17 protein-coding genes are annotated in these 18,420 nt (G+C 46.3%); 12 read left to right on the plus strand and 5 right to left on the minus strand.

Annotated features, from left to right (window positions below):
• Positions 1–22 precede the first annotated feature (22 nt).
• The 4 genes from MTF70_RS15015 (at position 23) to MTF70_RS15030 (ending at position 4,710) form a co-directional block, all read left to right on the plus strand.
• Positions 23–1,624: a BCCT family transporter gene (locus tag MTF70_RS15015; RefSeq protein WP_005390956.1), complete on the plus strand. Its 1,602-nt coding sequence runs from the start codon at positions 23–25 to the stop codon at positions 1,622–1,624.
• A 101-nt stretch (positions 1,625–1,725) separates the two neighbouring features.
• Positions 1,726–3,462, plus strand: a complete 1,737-nt coding sequence (locus MTF70_RS15020; protein ID WP_205460975.1) for a hypothetical protein — start codon at positions 1,726–1,728, stop codon at positions 3,460–3,462.
• On the plus strand, positions 3,459–4,190 hold the full coding sequence (locus MTF70_RS15025; RefSeq protein WP_025767672.1) for a DUF3726 domain-containing protein: 732 nt from the start codon (positions 3,459–3,461) through the stop codon (positions 4,188–4,190). The genes MTF70_RS15020 and MTF70_RS15025 overlap by 4 nt, the downstream gene beginning before the upstream one ends.
• A gap of 142 nt (positions 4,191–4,332) precedes the next feature.
• On the plus strand, positions 4,333–4,710 hold the full coding sequence (locus MTF70_RS15030) for a nuclear transport factor 2 family protein (RefSeq protein WP_025767673.1): 378 nt from the start codon (positions 4,333–4,335) through the stop codon (positions 4,708–4,710).
• Between the two features lie 82 nt (positions 4,711–4,792).
• Here MTF70_RS15030 and MTF70_RS15035 read toward each other — a convergent pair whose 3' ends face one another.
• Both MTF70_RS15035 and MTF70_RS15040 read right to left on the minus strand, forming a co-directional pair.
• Entirely contained in the window at positions 4,793–5,788 is a 996-nt protein-coding gene (locus MTF70_RS15035) for an ABC transporter substrate-binding protein (RefSeq protein ID WP_005375798.1), read from the minus strand.
• Positions 5,789–5,929: 141 nt separating this feature from the next.
• Positions 5,930–8,164, minus strand: coding sequence for a hypothetical protein (locus MTF70_RS15040; protein WP_044129517.1), 2,235 nt, complete (start codon positions 8,162–8,164; stop codon positions 5,930–5,932).
• A 425-nt stretch (positions 8,165–8,589) separates the two neighbouring features.
• On the opposite strand from MTF70_RS15040, the gene artP reads away from it, so the two are divergent.
• The 5 genes from artP (at position 8,590) to MTF70_RS15065 (ending at position 12,217) form a co-directional block, all read left to right on the plus strand.
• Complete coding sequence (artP, locus tag MTF70_RS15045) at positions 8,590–9,318, plus strand: arginine ABC transporter ATP-binding protein ArtP (protein ID WP_017634245.1); 729 nt, start codon at positions 8,590–8,592, stop codon at positions 9,316–9,318.
• Between the two features lie 88 nt (positions 9,319–9,406).
• The gene (locus tag MTF70_RS15050) at positions 9,407–10,150 is read left to right on the plus strand and encodes an arginine ABC transporter substrate-binding protein (RefSeq protein ID WP_047100941.1); all 744 of its coding nucleotides are present in this window, start codon (positions 9,407–9,409) and stop codon (positions 10,148–10,150) included.
• Between the two features lies 1 nt (position 10,151).
• Positions 10,152–10,841: an arginine ABC transporter permease ArtQ gene (gene artQ, locus MTF70_RS15055; protein WP_042521067.1), complete on the plus strand. Its 690-nt coding sequence runs from the start codon at positions 10,152–10,154 to the stop codon at positions 10,839–10,841.
• A complete protein-coding gene (gene artM / locus MTF70_RS15060) occupies positions 10,838–11,506 on the plus strand; it encodes an arginine ABC transporter permease ArtM (RefSeq protein ID WP_005388569.1) in 669 nt (222 codons plus the stop codon). The genes artQ and artM overlap by 4 nt, the downstream gene beginning before the upstream one ends.
• A 138-nt stretch (positions 11,507–11,644) precedes the next feature.
• Positions 11,645–12,217, plus strand: a complete 573-nt coding sequence (locus tag MTF70_RS15065; RefSeq protein ID WP_042521065.1) for a protocatechuate 3,4-dioxygenase — start codon at positions 11,645–11,647, stop codon at positions 12,215–12,217.
• Positions 12,218–12,226: 9 nt separating this feature from the next.
• Here MTF70_RS15065 and MTF70_RS15070 read toward each other — a convergent pair whose 3' ends face one another.
• A complete protein-coding gene (locus MTF70_RS15070; protein ID WP_042521063.1) occupies positions 12,227–13,057 on the minus strand; it encodes a LysR family transcriptional regulator in 831 nt (276 codons plus the stop codon).
• Between the two features lie 118 nt (positions 13,058–13,175).
• On the opposite strand from MTF70_RS15070, the gene MTF70_RS15075 reads away from it, so the two are divergent.
• A complete protein-coding gene (locus MTF70_RS15075) occupies positions 13,176–13,823 on the plus strand; it encodes a glutathione S-transferase family protein (RefSeq protein ID WP_042521061.1) in 648 nt (215 codons plus the stop codon).
• A gap of 84 nt (positions 13,824–13,907) precedes the next feature.
• Here MTF70_RS15075 and MTF70_RS15080 read toward each other — a convergent pair whose 3' ends face one another.
• Positions 13,908–14,579, minus strand: a complete 672-nt coding sequence (locus MTF70_RS15080) for a type 1 glutamine amidotransferase domain-containing protein (protein WP_005388562.1) — start codon at positions 14,577–14,579, stop codon at positions 13,908–13,910.
• 117 nt (positions 14,580–14,696) lie between these two features.
• Here MTF70_RS15080 and MTF70_RS15085 point away from each other — a divergent pair, with 117 nt between their 5' ends.
• On the plus strand, positions 14,697–15,581 hold the full coding sequence (locus MTF70_RS15085; RefSeq protein WP_042521059.1) for a LysR family transcriptional regulator: 885 nt from the start codon (positions 14,697–14,699) through the stop codon (positions 15,579–15,581).
• A gap of 59 nt (positions 15,582–15,640) precedes the next feature.
• Here the strand turns inward: MTF70_RS15085 and MTF70_RS15090 are convergent, their stop codons facing one another.
• Positions 15,641–17,302 carry an electron transfer flavoprotein-ubiquinone oxidoreductase gene (locus MTF70_RS15090; protein ID WP_042521057.1) on the minus strand — a complete coding sequence of 554 codons (1,662 nt, stop codon included), beginning with the start codon at positions 17,300–17,302 and terminating at the stop codon, positions 15,641–15,643.
• Between the two features lie 137 nt (positions 17,303–17,439).
• On the opposite strand from MTF70_RS15090, the gene MTF70_RS15095 reads away from it, so the two are divergent.
• Complete coding sequence (locus MTF70_RS15095) at positions 17,440–18,405, plus strand: FAD-binding protein (protein ID WP_042521055.1); 966 nt, start codon at positions 17,440–17,442, stop codon at positions 18,403–18,405.
• Positions 18,406–18,420 lie beyond the last annotated feature (15 nt).

The raw sequence follows: 18,420 nt of genomic DNA on the forward strand, positions 1-18,420 counted from the left end.
AAAGAACCTCTGGAGCCAGAGTATGTCTGATTTAACCAATAGCATGAAAGCTTCCACGATGAGCGTGTCATCGGGCAAGTCAAAAGCAACACACAACACATCAACAACAGAAAACACGACGGACAAATTAGGACTGAATAACCCGGCCTTTTGGTATAGCGGTGGTTTCATCGCGTTGTTCGTTGCTATTGCACTTTATGACGGCGAGCTGTTATCTACGATCGTTAACGCTGGCTTTGGCTGGGCAGTTCAGGTATTTGGTCCATACTGGCAGTTATTGCTGCTTCTCACTTTTCTTATTGGTCTTGGCTTGGCTGCAGGGCGAACAGGCAAGGTGATGTTGGGCGGGATTGCAAAACCAGAAATGGATTCTTTCCGCTGGATGGCGATTATTTTCTGTACCTTATTGGCTGGTGGTGGCGTTTTCTGGGCCGCGGCTGAGCCTATCGCACACTATGTTAGCCCACCCCCTTTATACGGCGCGCAAGATAACCCGCAGCAAGGTGCGGTGAATGCGCTGTCGCAATCCTTTATGCACTGGGGCTTTCTAGCTTGGGCGATTGTAGGTAGCTTAACTTCCATCGTGGTGATGCACCTACATTACGACAAAGGTTTACCACTAAAACCCCGTATTTTGCTTTACCCAGTCTTGGGCGAACGAGCACTTAAAGGCCAACTCGGTGCATTGATTGACGCGTGCTGCATTATCGCGGTAGCCGCGGGCACCATCGGACCAATTGGGTTTTTAGGCTTGCAGGTTAGCTACGCGTTAAATGCGCTGTTTGATATTCCTGATGGCTTTACCACTCAGCTTATCATCATCTTGTTTGCGATTGCGCTTTACACCTTGTCAGCACTCAGTGGATTAAGCCGAGGCATGCAACTGCTTAGTCGTTACAACGTGATTCTGGCCATGGCATTGATGGTTTACATCCTGTTTTTTGGCCCTACGAATTTTATCTTTAACGGATATATTCAAGGTGTAGGGAGCATGCTGGATAACTTTATCCCAATGGCGACCTATCGCGGTGACGAAGGTTGGCTAAGTTGGTGGACAGTATTTTTCTGGGGCTGGTTCCTGGGTTATGGTCCGATGATGGCAATCTTTATTGCGCGTATTTCCCGTGGTCGAACTATTCGCCAAGTTATTTCCACCATCAGTATTGTGGCTCCGTTAACCACCTGTTTTTGGTTCACGATTGTGGGCGGCTCAGGTCTTGCGTTTGAAATTGCTGAACCGGGTAGCGTGAGTGCGGCGTTCGAAGGCTTTAACCTGCCAGGTGCTTTGCTTGCGGTGACTCAGCAACTACCAATGCCAATGTTGACTTCAATTCTATTTCTGATTTTAACCACGATCTTCATCGTCACGACGGGCGACTCAATGACCTACACAATCAGTGTCGTGATCAGTGGTGAAACGGAGCCGAATGCGATCATCCGTACCTTCTGGGGCGTAATGATGGGTGTGACGGCACTAATCCTGATTTCTCTTGGCTCTGGTGGCATCTCTGCACTGCAATCTTTCATTGTGATTACCGCGGTTCCGGTTTCGTTGATTCTGTTACCGTCACTTTGGAATGCGCCGCAAATCGCAATCAAAATGGCGAAAGAGCAAGGGCTATAACAATTATCTAATTCAAACAACGTGGAGCTTGTGCGGGTGTTTTCCTCCTGCATCCGCACAAACCCTAGTATTCTTACAATAACAAATAGGTGGTGAGCAAAATGGATGCACATCGTTCTACTTATACGGAAGCAACTATGCGCGATGCAGCGATTGTCATGGCAGCCGAAAGGCTTGGCGCAATGCACCAAAACCGAATTAGCTTTGTACGCAGTCTGATTCGTAATATGGCAAGCCAAAACTGGCAAGTAACCAAGCATGAGTGGCAGCTTTGTCCTCGTGGTTATGGTCATGTGGTTTACAAATTGACCACGCCAGAGCACGTTTATCATTTGGTGGTATTCTGTGATGAAATTGCCGACGACGAGCGTAATGATCGCGTAATTGCTGAAAAGTGGGACGTCACATTTGCACTGGTTCAAGGCGATGTTGATGTTACTTTGTTGGAAAGATTGCGAGAAAATGTACCGCTGCAAGAAGCGGGACGTAATCCAAACAACGTACTTGTTCTTGCTCGCGCAAACAAAAGTGTGCGCGTGTTTGAGCACATTGTTAGCGCGCTTTCTCAAGGCGAGCAGCCTGAGCCGAAAGAGTTAGCTGAAGTGGGTTATATCCTGCGTACCACAGCTGTTTATGGTAACGGAAAGTTTGGTATCGCCGATTTCAAACTGTTAGAGAACAACTCAGATTTCAGCCAGTCTTTTAGTGCGCAAATGTGTGCCGTATATATGTTGCGTGAATTCAGCCTAGATTGGGTGCACTATCTGGCACTTCAGCAAGGTGGCGACAACGCGGTGGCTTTGCATCGTGGCTTGCAGCGCTACCTTGGTGTCGGCAATGCGACTGGCTTAGGCATGGCTCCATACTTGATTAATCACCCGTGCATCGTTGACCAATGGATGACCTCTCGCGAACGTGCGGTAGCGCGAGTCTTTGCGATGCCATGTGAAGCGTCGTTCCATGCTCCTTTGCAAGGATTGCTGCAAAAAGCACAGCGTCATTTAGAGCAAGTCATCACCATCAATGAACATCAAGACAGGCTCAATCATCAAGCGATAGCAGACATCAAACAACTGCTATCGGAGCTAACAACGTTAATGGCATTACATCCGAACTGGGCGAGTTTGGTCGAGCATAAGAAAACAATGAGTGTGGAAGCCCAAGAAATCCTCACCTCTTGCTTGATCGAACTCTACCCATCTTTAGTGGATGAATTTGCTAGCCAAATGAATACGGATGAAACGTTATCTATTCCGGGCGGGAAAAAGATCCAAGATTTACTGGAAGTGTTGCAAAGCAAGTACCGCTGGGCGATTGATGCGGATTACTCACTAGCCGAGAACAACTACTGGTTCTGGTATCGCTCACAAGATAAAGAAGAGCCAAGGCTTGGTGTTCGCGGGGAAGAGGCTGGAGAAGAAAAAGAACTGCCGCTTGATATCGGCAGACAAGTGAATCGCTTGTACCAGGCCTTGCTTGACTGTGATGTAGAAATGTCCGTAGCAGAGTTTCTATTGCAAAAACCGGCTTATCGTTCGATCACACGTCGCGTATGGACGCTAGGCAACCGTGCGATGGGGGATATTCAAATGAATGTGCTGCGTAAAGATGCGTTACCAATGCACTTACTGCGCTGTAAATTGGCGATCTTTGGCGCGACTAAGTTTGATCCGCGCTCGGATCGTTGGGTTCGAGTAACCTTCTTCCAGGGCGCGCCGCTGTTAGATGAAATTCACGATCCTAAACTGGCAGACACATGGATTTTCCCTAGCATGCCGCCGCGTGACGAAATTGTGCAAAGTGACAATCAAAAAATCAACGGAGGATTTGCATTATGATCGTCTCTCACAACGAATTGGTGGCCGCGGTTAATAAGGCATTTCTTGGCATGCGCCGTCACTGTGGTGAGGCGGATGTCATTGCGAACATGGTGGCGGACTTGCAAATGGTTGGCTTACATGGAGTTCGTCATTTTAATAACGCCAGTCTGTTTCTTGGGTTAGATTCAGACTGCGCCGTATCGGTGACCAACAGTACGCCGTCAAGCATAGAGGTAGAACTGCACAACGGGAGTGTAGCGTGTCATTTACCCGCGGTGTTGGATTTCGCGCTCGAGAAAATGATCAACCGTAAGTCGATTACCATTACGTTGAAACAGTGTCATAACCGTTGGCTAGGTTTTAGTGAGTTGTTGAAGCTCTCTGCAAAAGGCATTGCGTGCCGTGCACAATGGGTCAATGGCTCTAGTCCCAAGCGAACGCTTTATGTGTTAAACCGTGGACGAATCGCGCCAGAAGTCTTTTTCTCGGATCAGTTTGATGGGCATGATACGGATTTGCATAGTATGGTTATCGAGCTCTCCGTGAACGATTTCGATATCGAGAAAAGTGCACAAGGGTATACCACCCACATTGAAGGTGATGAGTTAAGCCGCACGCAACAAGCTTCTTGGCAAAATGGTATCTTTGTCGAAGACCAAGAATGGGAAACACTGAAACAAACCGCAACCGCGTTGCTGGTGGAGAACAGTGAGCGTTCTATGCTCGGTGCTGGCGGTGTGGTTTAAGCGATGAAAGGCGATGATTCCAAGTAGAAGTGATGAAGGCTGCTCTTTAGCGGCCTTTTTTGTGCGCGAAGTTTGGTCACTTCTGAAGTTCAAAGACTATGATTACCGTTATCCGCAAGATGGAGCAACACAGGTAAGAAAAATGGATCTGCAAGAGAATAAAAGAAATGCCATTGCGTTTTACGAAACCGCCTATCGAGGTAATCCAAGAAAAGCGGTTGAAGACTATGTTGGCGATGAGTACATTCAGCACAATCCATTAGTTGGAAATGGCCCCGAGGCTTTTATCGAGTATTTTGAGCGGATACAAAATGAGTATCCCAATAAAGACATTACGTTTGTGCGAGCCATTGCTGAAGGGAACTTGGTGGCACTACACACTCACCAAACATGGCCTAATGATATTGAATACGTGACAATGGATTTCTTTCGTTTTGATCACAATGGGAAGATCGTCGAACATTGGGACGCTCTGCAAGAGATTCCTAAAGAAACATTGAATGGTCACACCATGTATTAACGAGTCGTTGACGAGTCTCCCATGCCGTTTATTCAAACGGTATGGGAGGTTAAATGATTTGTGGCACTTTAAGTATTAATCATCAAAGCGCTTTTTCGATTCTCACCGCGACGTCTTCAGATACCCAGCCTTTCCACAAGTCAGGGTAGGTATTAAAGAAGTAAAACATCGCTTCTTCACCGTCCGCGTAGTTATCTTCCATCCAGGCCAGCATTTCACTCATTTGCTCGTTGGTAAATCCGCGTTTCTGCAAGTACGCGAATGCTTGGGGTTCTTTGCTCGCAAACGCCTCAGTTGTTACTGTGCGAACTGGAGAAGGTGGGTACATTGTTACTTTTGGTGAAGCGCAATCAGGCTGAGTGGTACAGTTGCGATACTCTTCTAAATCTGTTCCGCTACCAAAATCCACTTTGACCATATCATACTTGCCCAATACGGGGGTCGGTGACCAGTAGTAACCAAACCAAGGCATTTTGCGATCATAGGCTTTGGCGATGGTGCCAGCTAATGCTGCGCCAGATCCTGGGTCAACCATCTCAAAGCCGTGCTCACTTAACCCTAATGCATTAAACAAGTGACCGGAGGTGATTTGGCATGTCCAACCAGCAGGGCAGCTATAAAACGCGAACTTGTCATCATCCTCTGGGTGTTCAAATAGTTTGGCGTGCTTGATGACGCCTTCTATTGTCGCGAGTTCTGGATACTGTTTTACCAGATAGGCGGGAACCCAAAACCCTTCTTCACCACCATTGACAAGCGATTCACTAGCGATGCGCAAGCGTTTATCCGCAATCCCTTTATCAAGTGCTTCTTTAATACCGTTTGTCCATAACTCTGGCGCAACGTCAGGCTGTCCCTTTTCAATCATAGAGGTGCCTGTAGGAACGCTATCACCAGGGATCAATTCCGCATCGCACTGGTAGCCTTCATTTAAGACAAATTGGTCGATGTGCGCCATTAAGCTGGCCGAATTCCAATTCATGTCTGCGATGGTTATTTTTCCGCATTCGTCCGCATTTGCATGAGTAGATAATGCTGATAGCAGCAGAACAGAGAGCATTGAAGGTGTCGTCTTCATGTGACTGAATTTCCTTGTCGTTGTCATTTACTTCAGTATATACATCGGTTTATAAAGATTCAGTGAACAAGTTTTTTTCAGTGACGTTAAGCATAAAAACGGCGATTTATGAAGCGTTTGGTGAGGCGTGTTGAAAGGGAGTTAATACAGCAAGAACACTCCTTCGTAGCCGCCAATCTCAATATGAGAAACATAGTCGCCGATGTTACCGTCTTGATCTACAGGTCGCATAGGCTCTGGAAGTGCGATAGTTATCTTCGGTGAGGAGAAGTAATCGATATTTTTGCCAAAGAAATCAGTCCGATACAGCACTCGGCCTTTGGTGAATTCGCGGGCTAACACCATCTCTGTAGGGCCATGCATCACTACCGCATCGTCTGAGTGATACGCAAAGTACGTATGGGTTGGTAACAAATCGATAGCGCCATTAGGCAAGTCAGGGTGAGCCACTTTGCTCATAGAAGCATCTCCAATCACCGTGTAATCGGCGGAATAGGGCGTGCTGGTGGACATCATTAGCGGAGTCGCCTGATATCCTTCTGGTATTTGATTGGCAGGCTCTCCCAAATCAACGGCAAGCAAGGAGCTAGGTTGATAAGCAATATTCTTTGGTACGCCTGCCTTCCAGAAGTTGTCACTTGTTGTGTTATTACTTCCATATAAGTAGCCATTGTTCCACTGATTAAAGTAAATGCGCTCAGGGTGATAGTTTAAGTAGAACACCGCTAGTGCAGAGTATTGGTCCTGTTTCCAGTTATCCTCAGTGTTGCCAAAGTATTGAACTCGACCATAACGCGTGGTCGCTTGATAAATCACTTTCTGACCCGCTTTGGCGAGTGCAGAGTTATCCCAAAATTTAGCCAAGCCAGCATAGCCACTAAAGCCGGTAGCAGGGAAAAGGTAGTGCTCGCGCAAGTACAAGGAGCCAGCGTTAACCAAGTGGTTTTGCCCATTACGACCGAATAAGTTTGCCGTACCTATGTTGAGGCCAATTAACGCATCTTCATCCAGCGTTGCCAGTTTATTCAAGAACGCCGAGAATTGCGCTTTGTAAGCATCGTCAGCAGCTTGGCTACCCGCCACCAAACCAAGTTCATCCACTGTGCCTCCGGAATATATGTAGAACTGATTTGCACCGAGTAACTTATTCGTATCGTCGTTGTACGCACCATTTAAACCTTGTTTCGCCCATTCAGCTTGGTAATAGTGGCGCATTGTATTGGTAAAAACGGGATTACCGAGATTGGTCAATGCCCAAGAAGAGGTTTGATTCCACATACGACCAAATGGAATAACCCGTGACTCCCAACGAAATCGGGCCGTTGCATTCTTATTCGAACGGTTTTTGTATTCATTCCAAGAAAGATAATTGTCTTGGTTTCGATCTGCAGATTTGTCGAAGCCACGAATTTTACGCCGGCGTTGAATGGTTTGACCTTCCGGTGTCTCCGTTGGTGCTCCTGAGATATTGACGGCAGGGAAGCTATTTTTGAGTTGAATGTTTTCGAGACGTGGGCGGTTTTCTATGTTGCCGTCATGCCAAGTAATTTTCGCAAAGTAAAGGCGGCCGCCGTCGCGTAAAAAGGTGGAGCCAAAGTACTGACCGCCACCATAAGTTTTTCCGCTACCATCATGCGTTGTAGCGCGAACCCAATCCGAAGGAACAGACCAGTTTACTGTTTGGTTTTTAGTCATGTTCTCAGTTTTGTCTTTTTTAATCGCGAAGCGTTTCCATTCTGTTACCCGACCAAACGAGTCGATAGCAGAAGGGTATTCAATCGTGAAGCTGCCGCCTTGAGCAAACTGAGAGAACGTAAAGGCTAAGCGGTCGAACTTCTCTGAGTGATAGACATAGAGGGCTCCACCATTATTCGCCTGGCCAAATACATCAGCATCCCATGGCGGTGGTTGATATAGCCAAAAGCCGGCGTGGTCAGCGCTGGCGGTATAGCCAACGATCATCGGTTTTCGATTGAGTAAGGTATTTTCACCATGGCTTGAGTCGACTTCAGCTAGGATAGTGTCTTCAGAAAAGTGGAGAAAGAAATCTTCGTAGTCAATTCCATTCAGTTCTGCTTGGTTACGTATATCGTTTTCCAGCCAACCTGAGTTAAGTTCCAGCTTTTGGTTGTACATGTAACCAAGCGCTTTTACACGCTCGTTATCACTCTTATCTTTGTAAGCTCCAAACACGATATCGGCATTATCCAACTCCCATTCAAGTGCAGCGGCAGCAGATATAGGCTTATCTTGAAGATCAATACCCTGTTCATGCAATCCAGGTAACACGATTGATGTTCTACTCCAAACGCTGGGTATAGAAAGTAAGCTCAGAGAAGCAAGTGCAATGAGAGAAAAACAATGCGACTTCAACATGGGGTTATCTCACTCATACTTAGATGACTCGAATTAAGGGCCAGAATACAAAGAGAAATTATAGTCCATTCACAAAGTCCTAATCAGGAACCCGCCGATAGAAGGCTTTACCGGAAATCGAGGGGGGAAGCCCGGCAAAAATGAGAAGGTCTGCGTCGGGTGTAGTACGTTCAAAGACTCAAAATTCCATCTACACAAGCACAAAAGTAACCAGAATTTTAACCTTGTTTCGATTGCCATCATATTGTTGGATTTTCATCAACAATTTCAGTTAAAACCAACTGATTAAACCAGTCATATTCTCTGTTGTATTGATTGCTTATCATACAAAAATTTAACGAAATTAATTTTTATACATTTTTATTGCATAAAAAATCCTTTTGAGTAATATAAATGCCAAGTGACAATTAATGCGGTATGTCAGCATGACTATTCAGGTAAGCGGAATCAATAAATCCTACGGTGAGACACAAGTGCTTCACGATGTCAGCTTTAAGTGTGAAAGCGGCGAAACACTGGTGTTACTCGGTCCGAGTGGTGCAGGGAAGAGCTCTCTACTACGTGTTCTTAACCTTCTTGAAGGAGCGGATAACGGCCAGTTAAACATCGCTAATGACGCATTCGACTTTTCAACTGAAATCAAAGAGAAGCAAGGTTTAGCGCTTCGTCGTAAAGTGGGCATGGTGTTCCAACAGTACAACCTATGGCCGCATATGACAGTGATGGAGAACCTGATTGAGGCTCCGGTAAAAGTCGCTGGCATGGATAAAGAAGAAGCGAAGAAGCAGGCAATGCAAATTCTTGCGACGCTGCATTTGGCAGACAAAGCGGATGCATGGCCGATGCAACTTTCTGGTGGTCAGCAACAACGTGTGGCGATTGCTCGTGCATTGATGATGAAACCGGAAGTCTTGCTTTTTGATGAACCGACCGCTGCGCTTGATCCGGAAATTACTAACCAAGTCGTTAAGATTATTAAAGATTTAAGCGAAACCGGAATTACACAAGTAGTTGTGACGCACGAAGTGGATTTCGCCAAGAAAATCGCTAGCCACGTACTGTATTTAGAAAAAGGACACATCGTTGAGCACGGCACAAATGATTCGTTTTCTAACCCGCAAACCGCCCAGTTTGCTGACTACTTAAATCACTAAATCACGTTTTTAAAGTTCAGTCTATTTAACAGATAAGCTCGGCTGTCATTGCGAGTGTCAGCCCACTAAGTACACACGGAGTATTGCAATGAAAAAGATTCTACTAGCTTCACTAATCGGCCTTTCTTCTGCAACTATGGCAGCAAACGCAGCAGCACAAGAAGAGATCAAATTCGCGATGGAAGCGACGTACGCACCGTTCGAATACATGGATGAAAACAACCAAATCCAAGGTTTTGATGTGGATCTGGCGAATGCACTATGTAAAGAAATCGAAGCAAAATGCACCTTCCACAACCAATCTTTTGACAGCCTGATCCCAGCATTAAAATTCAAGCGCTACGATGCGGCAATCTCTGCAATGGACATTACTGAGGCGCGTTTGGAGCAAGTGAATTTCACGAATGCATACTATGACAACTCAGCAGCGTTTGTTTCTATCAAAGAAAAAGTGGCCGATCAAAAAGCACTAGAAGGTAAGCGTGTTGGTGTTCAAAACGGTTCAACACACCAAAGCTACCTGATTGAGCAAATGCCTGGCGTAACAGCGGTTCCTTACTCAAGCTACCAAGACGCATTCATCGATATGAAGAATGGCCGTATTGATTCTGTATTCGGTGACACAGCAGTCGTAGCAGAATGGTTCAAGAAAGAAGACAACCTAGCTTACGTGGGTGAGCACATCACTAACCCTAAATACTTCGGTAACGGTTTCGGTATCGCAGTAAATAAAGGTAACGACGAGCTAGTGAACAAGCTGAACACAGCACTGAAAACAGTGAAAGCAAACGGCGAATACGACGTAATCTACAACAAATACTTCGGTAAGTAATATGGCACTAACGGGTTACTCTTTATCGCTTGTTCAAGCTAGTTGGATGACTGTCCAGCTAGCCTTCACAAGCCTCTTAGTCGGTTTGATTCTGGCAGTGGTATTCGCCAGTGGTGAAATGTCTCGCCGCGTTTTCGTTAAATGGCCAATGACGGCGTTTGTGACGATTGTACGTGGCTTGCCAGAAATCCTTGTCGTGTTGTTCATCTATTTTGGTTCGACGCAGGTTCTGTTTTTAATCACCGGCGACTTTATTGAAGTTAGCCCGTTCTTGTCTGGCGTGGTGGCGTTGTCATTGATCTTCGCTTCCTACGCTTCTCAAACTCTACGTGGCGCATTAAAAGCCGTTGGAAGAGGGCAGAGAGAAGCAGCAAGTGCACTCGGCATCAGTCAAGCACACGCTTTCGTTCGCATTGTTTTACCACAAGCAGTAAGACACGCACTACCAGGTTTAACTAACCAATGGTTAGTTCTGCTGAAAGACACCGCGCTTGTATCACTGATCGGCGTGACGGATTTGTTGAAACAAGCGCAGCTAACATCTGCAGCGACGCATGAAGCGTTTACATGGTACGCAACCGCTGCGGTGATTTACCTAGGCATTACTTTGATTACACAACGTGCCGTCAAACTGATTGATAAGAAGTTCTCAATTCAAGGCATGAGCATGGGACAGGAGGCGACCGCATGAACGAACAACACGTTTGGCAAATGCTGGATGGCTTAGGCACTAGCCTCCAATTGACCGCCGCTTCCTTGGTTGTGGGCTGTCTTTTAGCTCTGATGATGACGCTGACTCTGATCCTACGTACTCCGGGTTTGCATTGGGTAAGTCGTGGCATCATCACCTTGTTCACAGGTACGCCTTTGCTGGTACAGATCTTCTTGGTGTACTACGGTCCGGGTCAGTTTGATGCCGTAAGAGAAAGTGTATTCTGGACATGGTTAAGCCAACCTTGGTTCTGTGCGATGTTAGCGCTAGCACTCAATACCGCTGCATACAGCACTCAGTTGTTCAAAGGAGCGTTTAACGCGATTCCTTCTGGTCAATGGCAAGCGTGTCGTGCATTAGGTATGAACAAAACCGCAACACTAAAAGTGCTGCTGCCATACGCTATTCGTCGTGCGGTTCCGGCTTACTCGAACGAAGTGATTTTGGTCTTCAAAGGTACGTCACTAGCAAGCACGATTACGATCATGGATCTGATGGGCTACGCGCAACGCATTAACGCACAAACCTACGACACGTTGACGGTATTTGGTATTGCAGGCGCATTTTATTTAACGGTAAATGGTGTGCTGACTCTCATTTTCCGTCAGGTAGAGAAGAAAGCATTGGCGTTCGAAGCCGCATAAACCTTCAATCAACACTCATCACTTAGTTTCACAGTGCCTCTGCAAATGACTCTCTTGCAGGGACATTTTTTATATTCGTTATGGCAAATCCCTCAAGTTCCCCCAAACTTAATTCAACGTAATTGCATTGGTGGCACCATGGAAAGAAGACACTTTTTAGCGCTGTGGACATTGTTGTTCGTACCCTCTTTAAAAGCGAAAACACCAATGCGGCCAACGCCAGCACAAACTGAAGGGCCATTTTATCCAGTAGTGAACATTCCTCTTCGTCAAAACTTGATTCTGCAAACAGAAGGTTTGGTCGGTGAAGCTATCGTGTTGCAAGGTAAAGTCGTAGATACATCGGGAAACCCTGTCTCGGGTATCAAAGTAGAAATCTGGCAATGCGATGGGCAGGGGATTTACGATCATCCTAAGCAGCCAAATAATGATAAGTTTGATGCTCACTTTGCAGGTTTTGGCGCGGTAGAAACTCAATCGGATGGTCGCTACTTATTCCAGACTTTGTACCCCGTGCCTTATGCCTCTCGTCCACCGCACATTCACGTTAAGTTGTGGCGGGATAACCAAGAGCTTCTGACCACTCAGTTGTACTTAAAAGGCAATACTGGTGATGAATGGTGGGGTGGCAAAGCCCGAGATTATCTACAGTTTGAAACCATACGAACCGACGGGCGATTAACTGGCCAATTTAACTTTGTGATTGGCTAGCTAATCCGGTTAAGCCATTAACTCAACCAATTGCGCCAAGCATTCTTTATCCAGTATCGGATGAGGCTCGACGCCCGTGACCAAAACGATATCCACGGAAGGTAGCGATGGCATATCGTCTAAGATCTTAAGATCCTCGCTAACGCTAATACTGCCCATCGCACCGATAGCCATGCCTGAACGTACAATTGCTCGTTGTGCAGAAGCCGTATTGCAACATGCCAGTAGTTGATAAGGAGTGCCACGTTTGGTTAATCCGTCTACTGCTGCCGCATGGTATTTACAGTCGGTTTGGAATAGGGCGAGAGGGAGAGGTTGGGCGTTCTCAATGTCAAAATCAGGATGAGCAATCCACACGCCTTTGTCGCTCGCTAGCCAATAACCTTCTTCACTATCCGGTGCTCTTGTCACAATAGCGGCGTCTAGCTTTCCTTCATCTAGTTTCTCTCTCAAGGTGATGCTTGGCTCACTGAAGACTTGAATTGAACATGTGGGCTCAGATTGCTGTAATACGCGGATGACTTTAGGCAAGATATTGTCGTTGTAATCCTCTGGGCAACCTAAGCGAAGAGGGCGCTTGTTTTCATAGCGCCTCACTTGTTTCAGTGCTTGATTGTGCAAGCTAACCAATTGCTCTGCGTGAGAGCGTAGTGCTAATCCCGCTTCACTTAAGACAAGATTGCGACCTTCTTTTTCAAACAAACTGACGCTGAGTTCGTCTTCTAGCTTACGCATTTGCGCACTGAATGCGGATTGGGTGCGATTGATCTGCTTGGCTGCACGAGTGAAACTTCCCGTTTCGACAAAAGCCAGAAAGCTGCGTAACGCATCGATATCCATATCTAAAACTCATCCATCGTTTTTGTTGAAGTGTTCCATCAAAACTATCCGTTAGTCCCCTTAAATACAATCAGATATTGTGAATGGGTACTCAAAACACAAACCGCATGGAGGCGTCATGAAACTGTTTATTGCTAACCAAAACTACTCAAGCTGGTCACTGCGCGCATGGCTGATCTTTTCTCAATTCAAACTGGATGTCGAAGTCACCAAGCTCAAATTATTCACGGAAGATTTTTATAAGACCTTGGAAGGTATTACACCAACCGTGAAAGTCCCTACCTTAGTGGATGATGACGCAACCGTGTGGGATTCATTAGCTATTTTGGAATACGTTAACGAGCAATACTTACAAGGCAAAGCATGGCCAAGTAAGTCTGCGGAACGGGCTAAAGCACGCGCCATCGCATCAGAAATGCATTCGGGTTTCTTTAACTTAAGAAGCGAACTCCCAATGAACATCCGCGCACGCAGAAAAGTCGATCTAACGGAGGGAGCACGTAAAGATATTGCTCGCATTGACGCTATTTGGGCAGAGCAAGCAGAACTGCATCCAAACGGTTGGCTATTTGGAGAATGGTCGATAGCGGATGCTATGTATGCACCTGTGGTATTGCGTTTCCAAACTTACGGTATCGAGTTATCCGAAGGTGCCAAAGCTTACCAACAGAAGGTGCTAGCAAGTGAATCTTTACAGCAATGGTTGGAAGAGGCGAGCCAAGAAACGGATATCGTAGAAGAGGACGAGGCAGGGGAAGAAGTATAAGCGCATCTTGCGATCGCCTGTAGCAAGGGAAAGCATGACAAAGCACGCTTTCCTCTTCTAGGATAGTTGTAGTTTCCGGCGCGTTTAAGCTAGGTGTTCAACAATCGCTCTGCCTACGCCGTGTGCGCTCGTTGGGTTTTGACCTGTGATGACACGATCATCCACAATTACAAACTCTTGCCATGGTTGCACTTTAGAGTAGCGCGCTGCGCTGCGTGCAAGAGATTCTTCCAATAGGAATGGGATATCGTTGATGGTGCCGAAGTCGATCTCTTCTTCGCGAGTGAAACCTGTTACTGATTTAGACGCAAGCAGCTTTTCGCCATTGCTAAGCGTGATAGGAAGAAGAGCGCCCGGACCATGACAAACTGCTGCAACAATACCGCCATCTTCATAGTGTTTTGCAGAAATCTTGGCAAAATCTTCGTTGCTCGCTAGGTCTGAAAGAAGACCAAAACCACCCGGATAGAAGATCGCATCATAGTTGTCACCGTTGATTTGTGACACTGGAATCGTGTTGTTGATGCGGTTCTGGAAATCATCATCCGCCAAGATTTTCTCGTTCACTGCGTCGCCTTCGATGTCGGTTCCGTACAGTGGTGCTTGTCCACCTTTGATAGAGGCAATGTCGTAATCGAAGCCTGCACCTAGTAGCTCGCTAAGGGCATGAGTGAGCTCTGGCGCGTAAGTTCCGTTTGCTTGGTCAGTTTCACCAAGAGTCGCATGGTTCGTCACAATGATGAGTACTTTCTTCATGATGGTTTCCTTTTTGGCTTACGTGTATTTGTTGAACACCTTCATACTAATTGCTAAACAAATAAGTGATAATATGATTAATTGGCAAAACATTATTGCTATATAGCAAAGGTAAGTATGGACAGTTTTGAAGGCATCAATGAGTTTGTTACGGTTGCTGAGAGCTTAGGGTTTTCTGCAGCGGCAAAACAGTTAGGTTGCAGTACCAGTCATGTCAGTCGCCAAGTCACAAGATTAGAAGAGCGATTAGGTGTCGCTTTGTTAGCCCGTTCGACAAGAATGGTGAGTCTAACGGAAGCGGGGCAAGCGTATTATCAGCAGTGTAAAGAATTGGTGATTGGGCTTCAGCAAGCCAATGAACAGCTCACCACGCAGCAAACTCAGTTGAGTGGTACGTTACGCGTGAGTGCCGCTGGTGCGTTTTCTGAGAACCATGTAGCGCCTGCCTTGATGGCGTTTGCCAAGCAACATCCTAATCTCACGGTTGAAATTAACTTCAACACCAGCATGGTCAACTTTATTGAAGATGGTTTCGATTTTGCCATTCGTTACGGCAGGTTGAGTGATTCAGGCTTGGTTGCGAGAAAGCTGGTGGATCGTCCCATGGCAGCGGCAGCCAGTCAGCGTTATCTCGATGAACATGGTTTACCAACGCACCCAGAGCAACTCAAGCGTCATAGCTGCATTATTGCCAATAAGGACGTTTGGTTGTTTGAAAAAGACGGCAAGCCTTTAGATGGCGTAAAAGTGCAGGGCAGATGGAAGAGCAATAACGCACACACGGTCTTGCAAGCCTGTGCAGAAGGATTAGGTGTTGCGTACTTACCGAAGAGTAGTTTCAACGATGCTATTTCGTCTGGTCGTTTGGTGCCAATACTAGAGCCGTATTGGGGAAGCGGCAACAGCAGCTGGATTGTTTATCAGAATCGTCACTTTCTACCACTACGAGCGCGATTGGCTATCGACTTCTTGCTTGATCATTTTGTCGATTGGCAGGAGTAATGAGGCTCTGCCAATCGGTTTGTTTATCCATTTGTTAGATCGTCAACATACTAACGTATCTACATGTTTTGATAGCTTGGTCCGCCGCCACCTTCTGGTGCTTTCCACGTGATGTTTTGCGAAGGATCTTTGATGTCACAGGTTTTGCAATGCACACAGTTGGCGGCATTTATCTGAAACTTCAACTTATTGTTCACTTCCACCACTTCGTAAACCCCTGCGGGGCAATAGCGCTGACTTGGTTCGTCATACATGCCTAAATTCACATCAATTGGAATGTGAGGGTAAGTCAGAACAAGGTGACAAGGTTGATTCTCTTCGTGCTGTGTTCCCGACAAAAATACCGACGAAGGCTTATCAAAACTGATTTCACCATCTGGTTTTGGGTATGCAATTGGGTGGCACTCTTGTTTAGGTTTTAACTGCTCATGATCGTGCGAATAGTCCTTGATAGACCAAGGTAACGGCCTCTTAACCAGTGGTTGCCACAGGTTGTGTTCAAAAGTCGAAAGAGCACCGCCCAGTATGCTGCCAAACTTATGAATGTTCGCACCAAAGTTACGCGTTTCAGCGAGTTCGTCATACAACCATGATGATTCGAACAACGACTGGTAGTCTGGCTCAGAAGCTCCAGTTTGTCGGGCCGTATGTACCGCTTCTGCTGCAATGATTCCGGATTTCATTGCTGTGTGGCTGCCTTTAATTTTAGCAACGTTCAAAGTCCCCGCATCACAACCAATCAATAAACCGCCAGGGAATTGCTGTCTCGGCAGAGAGGAAAGTCCACCTTTCGCAATGGCTCTTGCGCCGTAAGCGATGCGCTGAGCACCTTTCAAATGTGGCTCAATAGCAGGATGGTGTTTAAAGCGTTGAAATTCGTCAAATGGACTCAAGTAAGGATTGCTGTAATTCAAGTCGACAATAAGCCCCACGGCGATTTGGTTGTTCTCCATGTGATAGAGAAAACCGCCGCCTGTGGTATTTGTTTCACTCAAGGGCCAGCCAGCGGAGTGGATAACACTGCCAGATACATCCTTACTGTCAGTGGGTAACTCCCATATCTCTTTTAGGCCAAGCGCGTAGTGCTGTGGTTGCTTTCCTGCATCTAGGTCGAACCTTTGAATAAGTTCTTTACCCAGATGTCCGCGACAACCTTCAGCAAAAAGGGTGTATTTTGCCCTTAGCTCGATACCTGGTTCAAAGTTAGGTTTGGCCTGGCCGTTCTTATCTAGTCCCATATCGCTCGTGTTAATGCCTGTCACTGCGCCAGTCTGATCATAATTGATGCTTGCAGCGGCAAAGCCCGGAAAAACTTCCACCCCAAGATTTTCTGCTTGGTTAGCGAGCCAACGGCAAAGGTTGGCAAGGCTAATTACGTAATTATTCTCGCTATTTATCATTGGACGCGGTGTAAGGATGTGAGGAACTCGAATATGGTTTTGTTCAGTAGTAAGATAAAGGAAATTATCTCGTTGAACCGAGGCTGCTAGCGGGGCGTCCATTTCTTTCCAATTGGGGAAAAGCTCATCTAAGGCACTAGTTTCAAAAACAGCGCCAGATAAAATATGTGCGCCCACTTCTGAGCCTTTTTCTACAACGCAAATTGAAAGTGCGTCACCTTCACTGTCTTGGCTGAGTTGAGCTAGCCGACAAGCGGCGCTTAAGCCTGCAGGTCCGGCCCCCACGATCACGACATCAAACTCCATGCATTCTCGTTCCATCTTTATGCTTCCTTTCTATTATCGTCATCTGCGTGACAGGTTTTGGTTTCTATACAGAAAACTATAGCTCAGTTGACGTTAACGTGAAGTGGACTAAGCTCAAGTAATGGATCTGACGTGTTATATGAGGCATGACCATGGAAGACCGACCATTAGCAACACTTGTGCTCGCAGAGCATGACAACCAATCGTTGGCTGTAGGGACGCTGTGTGCAATTAAAGCGGCATTTGAGATTAAGGATGATGATAAATCGCTTCCTGTTTCTGTGTTGCTTATTGGTTATCAGTGCCAATCAGTTTTGGATGAGTTGAATTGTGTTCAGGGTGTTGCAGAAATTATCTGGGTTGATGCGAAGGGATATGAACATGGATTAGCGGAAAATATCGCACCTTTGATCTCACAAGTAGCCAAAAACTACTCACACATTCTTTCTCCTGCCAGTACATTTGGTAAGAATGTGATGCCTCGTGTGGCGGCGTTGCTTAATGTTGGTCAACTTTCTGACGTGATGACAATCGAGTCTATCGATACGGTGATTCGTCCAATTTATGCTGGAAATGCATTGGCGAGAGTCACGTCGAATGATCCCTATAAAGTGATGACCATAAGAAGTACGGCTTTTGATGCCGCAGAGCTATCTGACACACCAGTTGTCCCTAAGCTTACTCAAGTCGACACGGTGATTATCAATAAACTTAGTGAGTTTGTTTCGCAACAAACGCCAGAAAGTGAGCGACCAGAATTGCCAGCGGCTAGAGTAGTAGTGTCGGGTGGTCGTGCATTCGGGAGTAAAGAGAAGTTTGTTTTAGTAGAACAATTGGCTGACAAGCTAGGTGGAGCGGTAGGGGCGTCACGAGCGGCGGTCGATGCGGGCTATGTGTCTAATGACCATCAAGTCGGGCAAACCGGCAAAATTGTTGCACCGGAGTTATACATTGCCGTCGGAATTTCTGGCGCGATCCAGCATTTGGCGGGAATGAAAGATTCCAAGGTGATTGTTGCAATTAATAGCGATCCTGATGCGCCTATTTTTGACATTGCAGATTATAGATTGGTCGGCGATTTGTTTGTGGTAATGCCTGAGCTGTTAGAGAAGCTGTAGATATAGTCTTGTTCC

It is taken from the genome of Vibrio sp. 2CM40D, assembly GCF_023161825.1.
Classification (GTDB): domain Bacteria; phylum Pseudomonadota; class Gammaproteobacteria; order Enterobacterales; family Vibrionaceae; genus Vibrio; species Vibrio alginolyticus.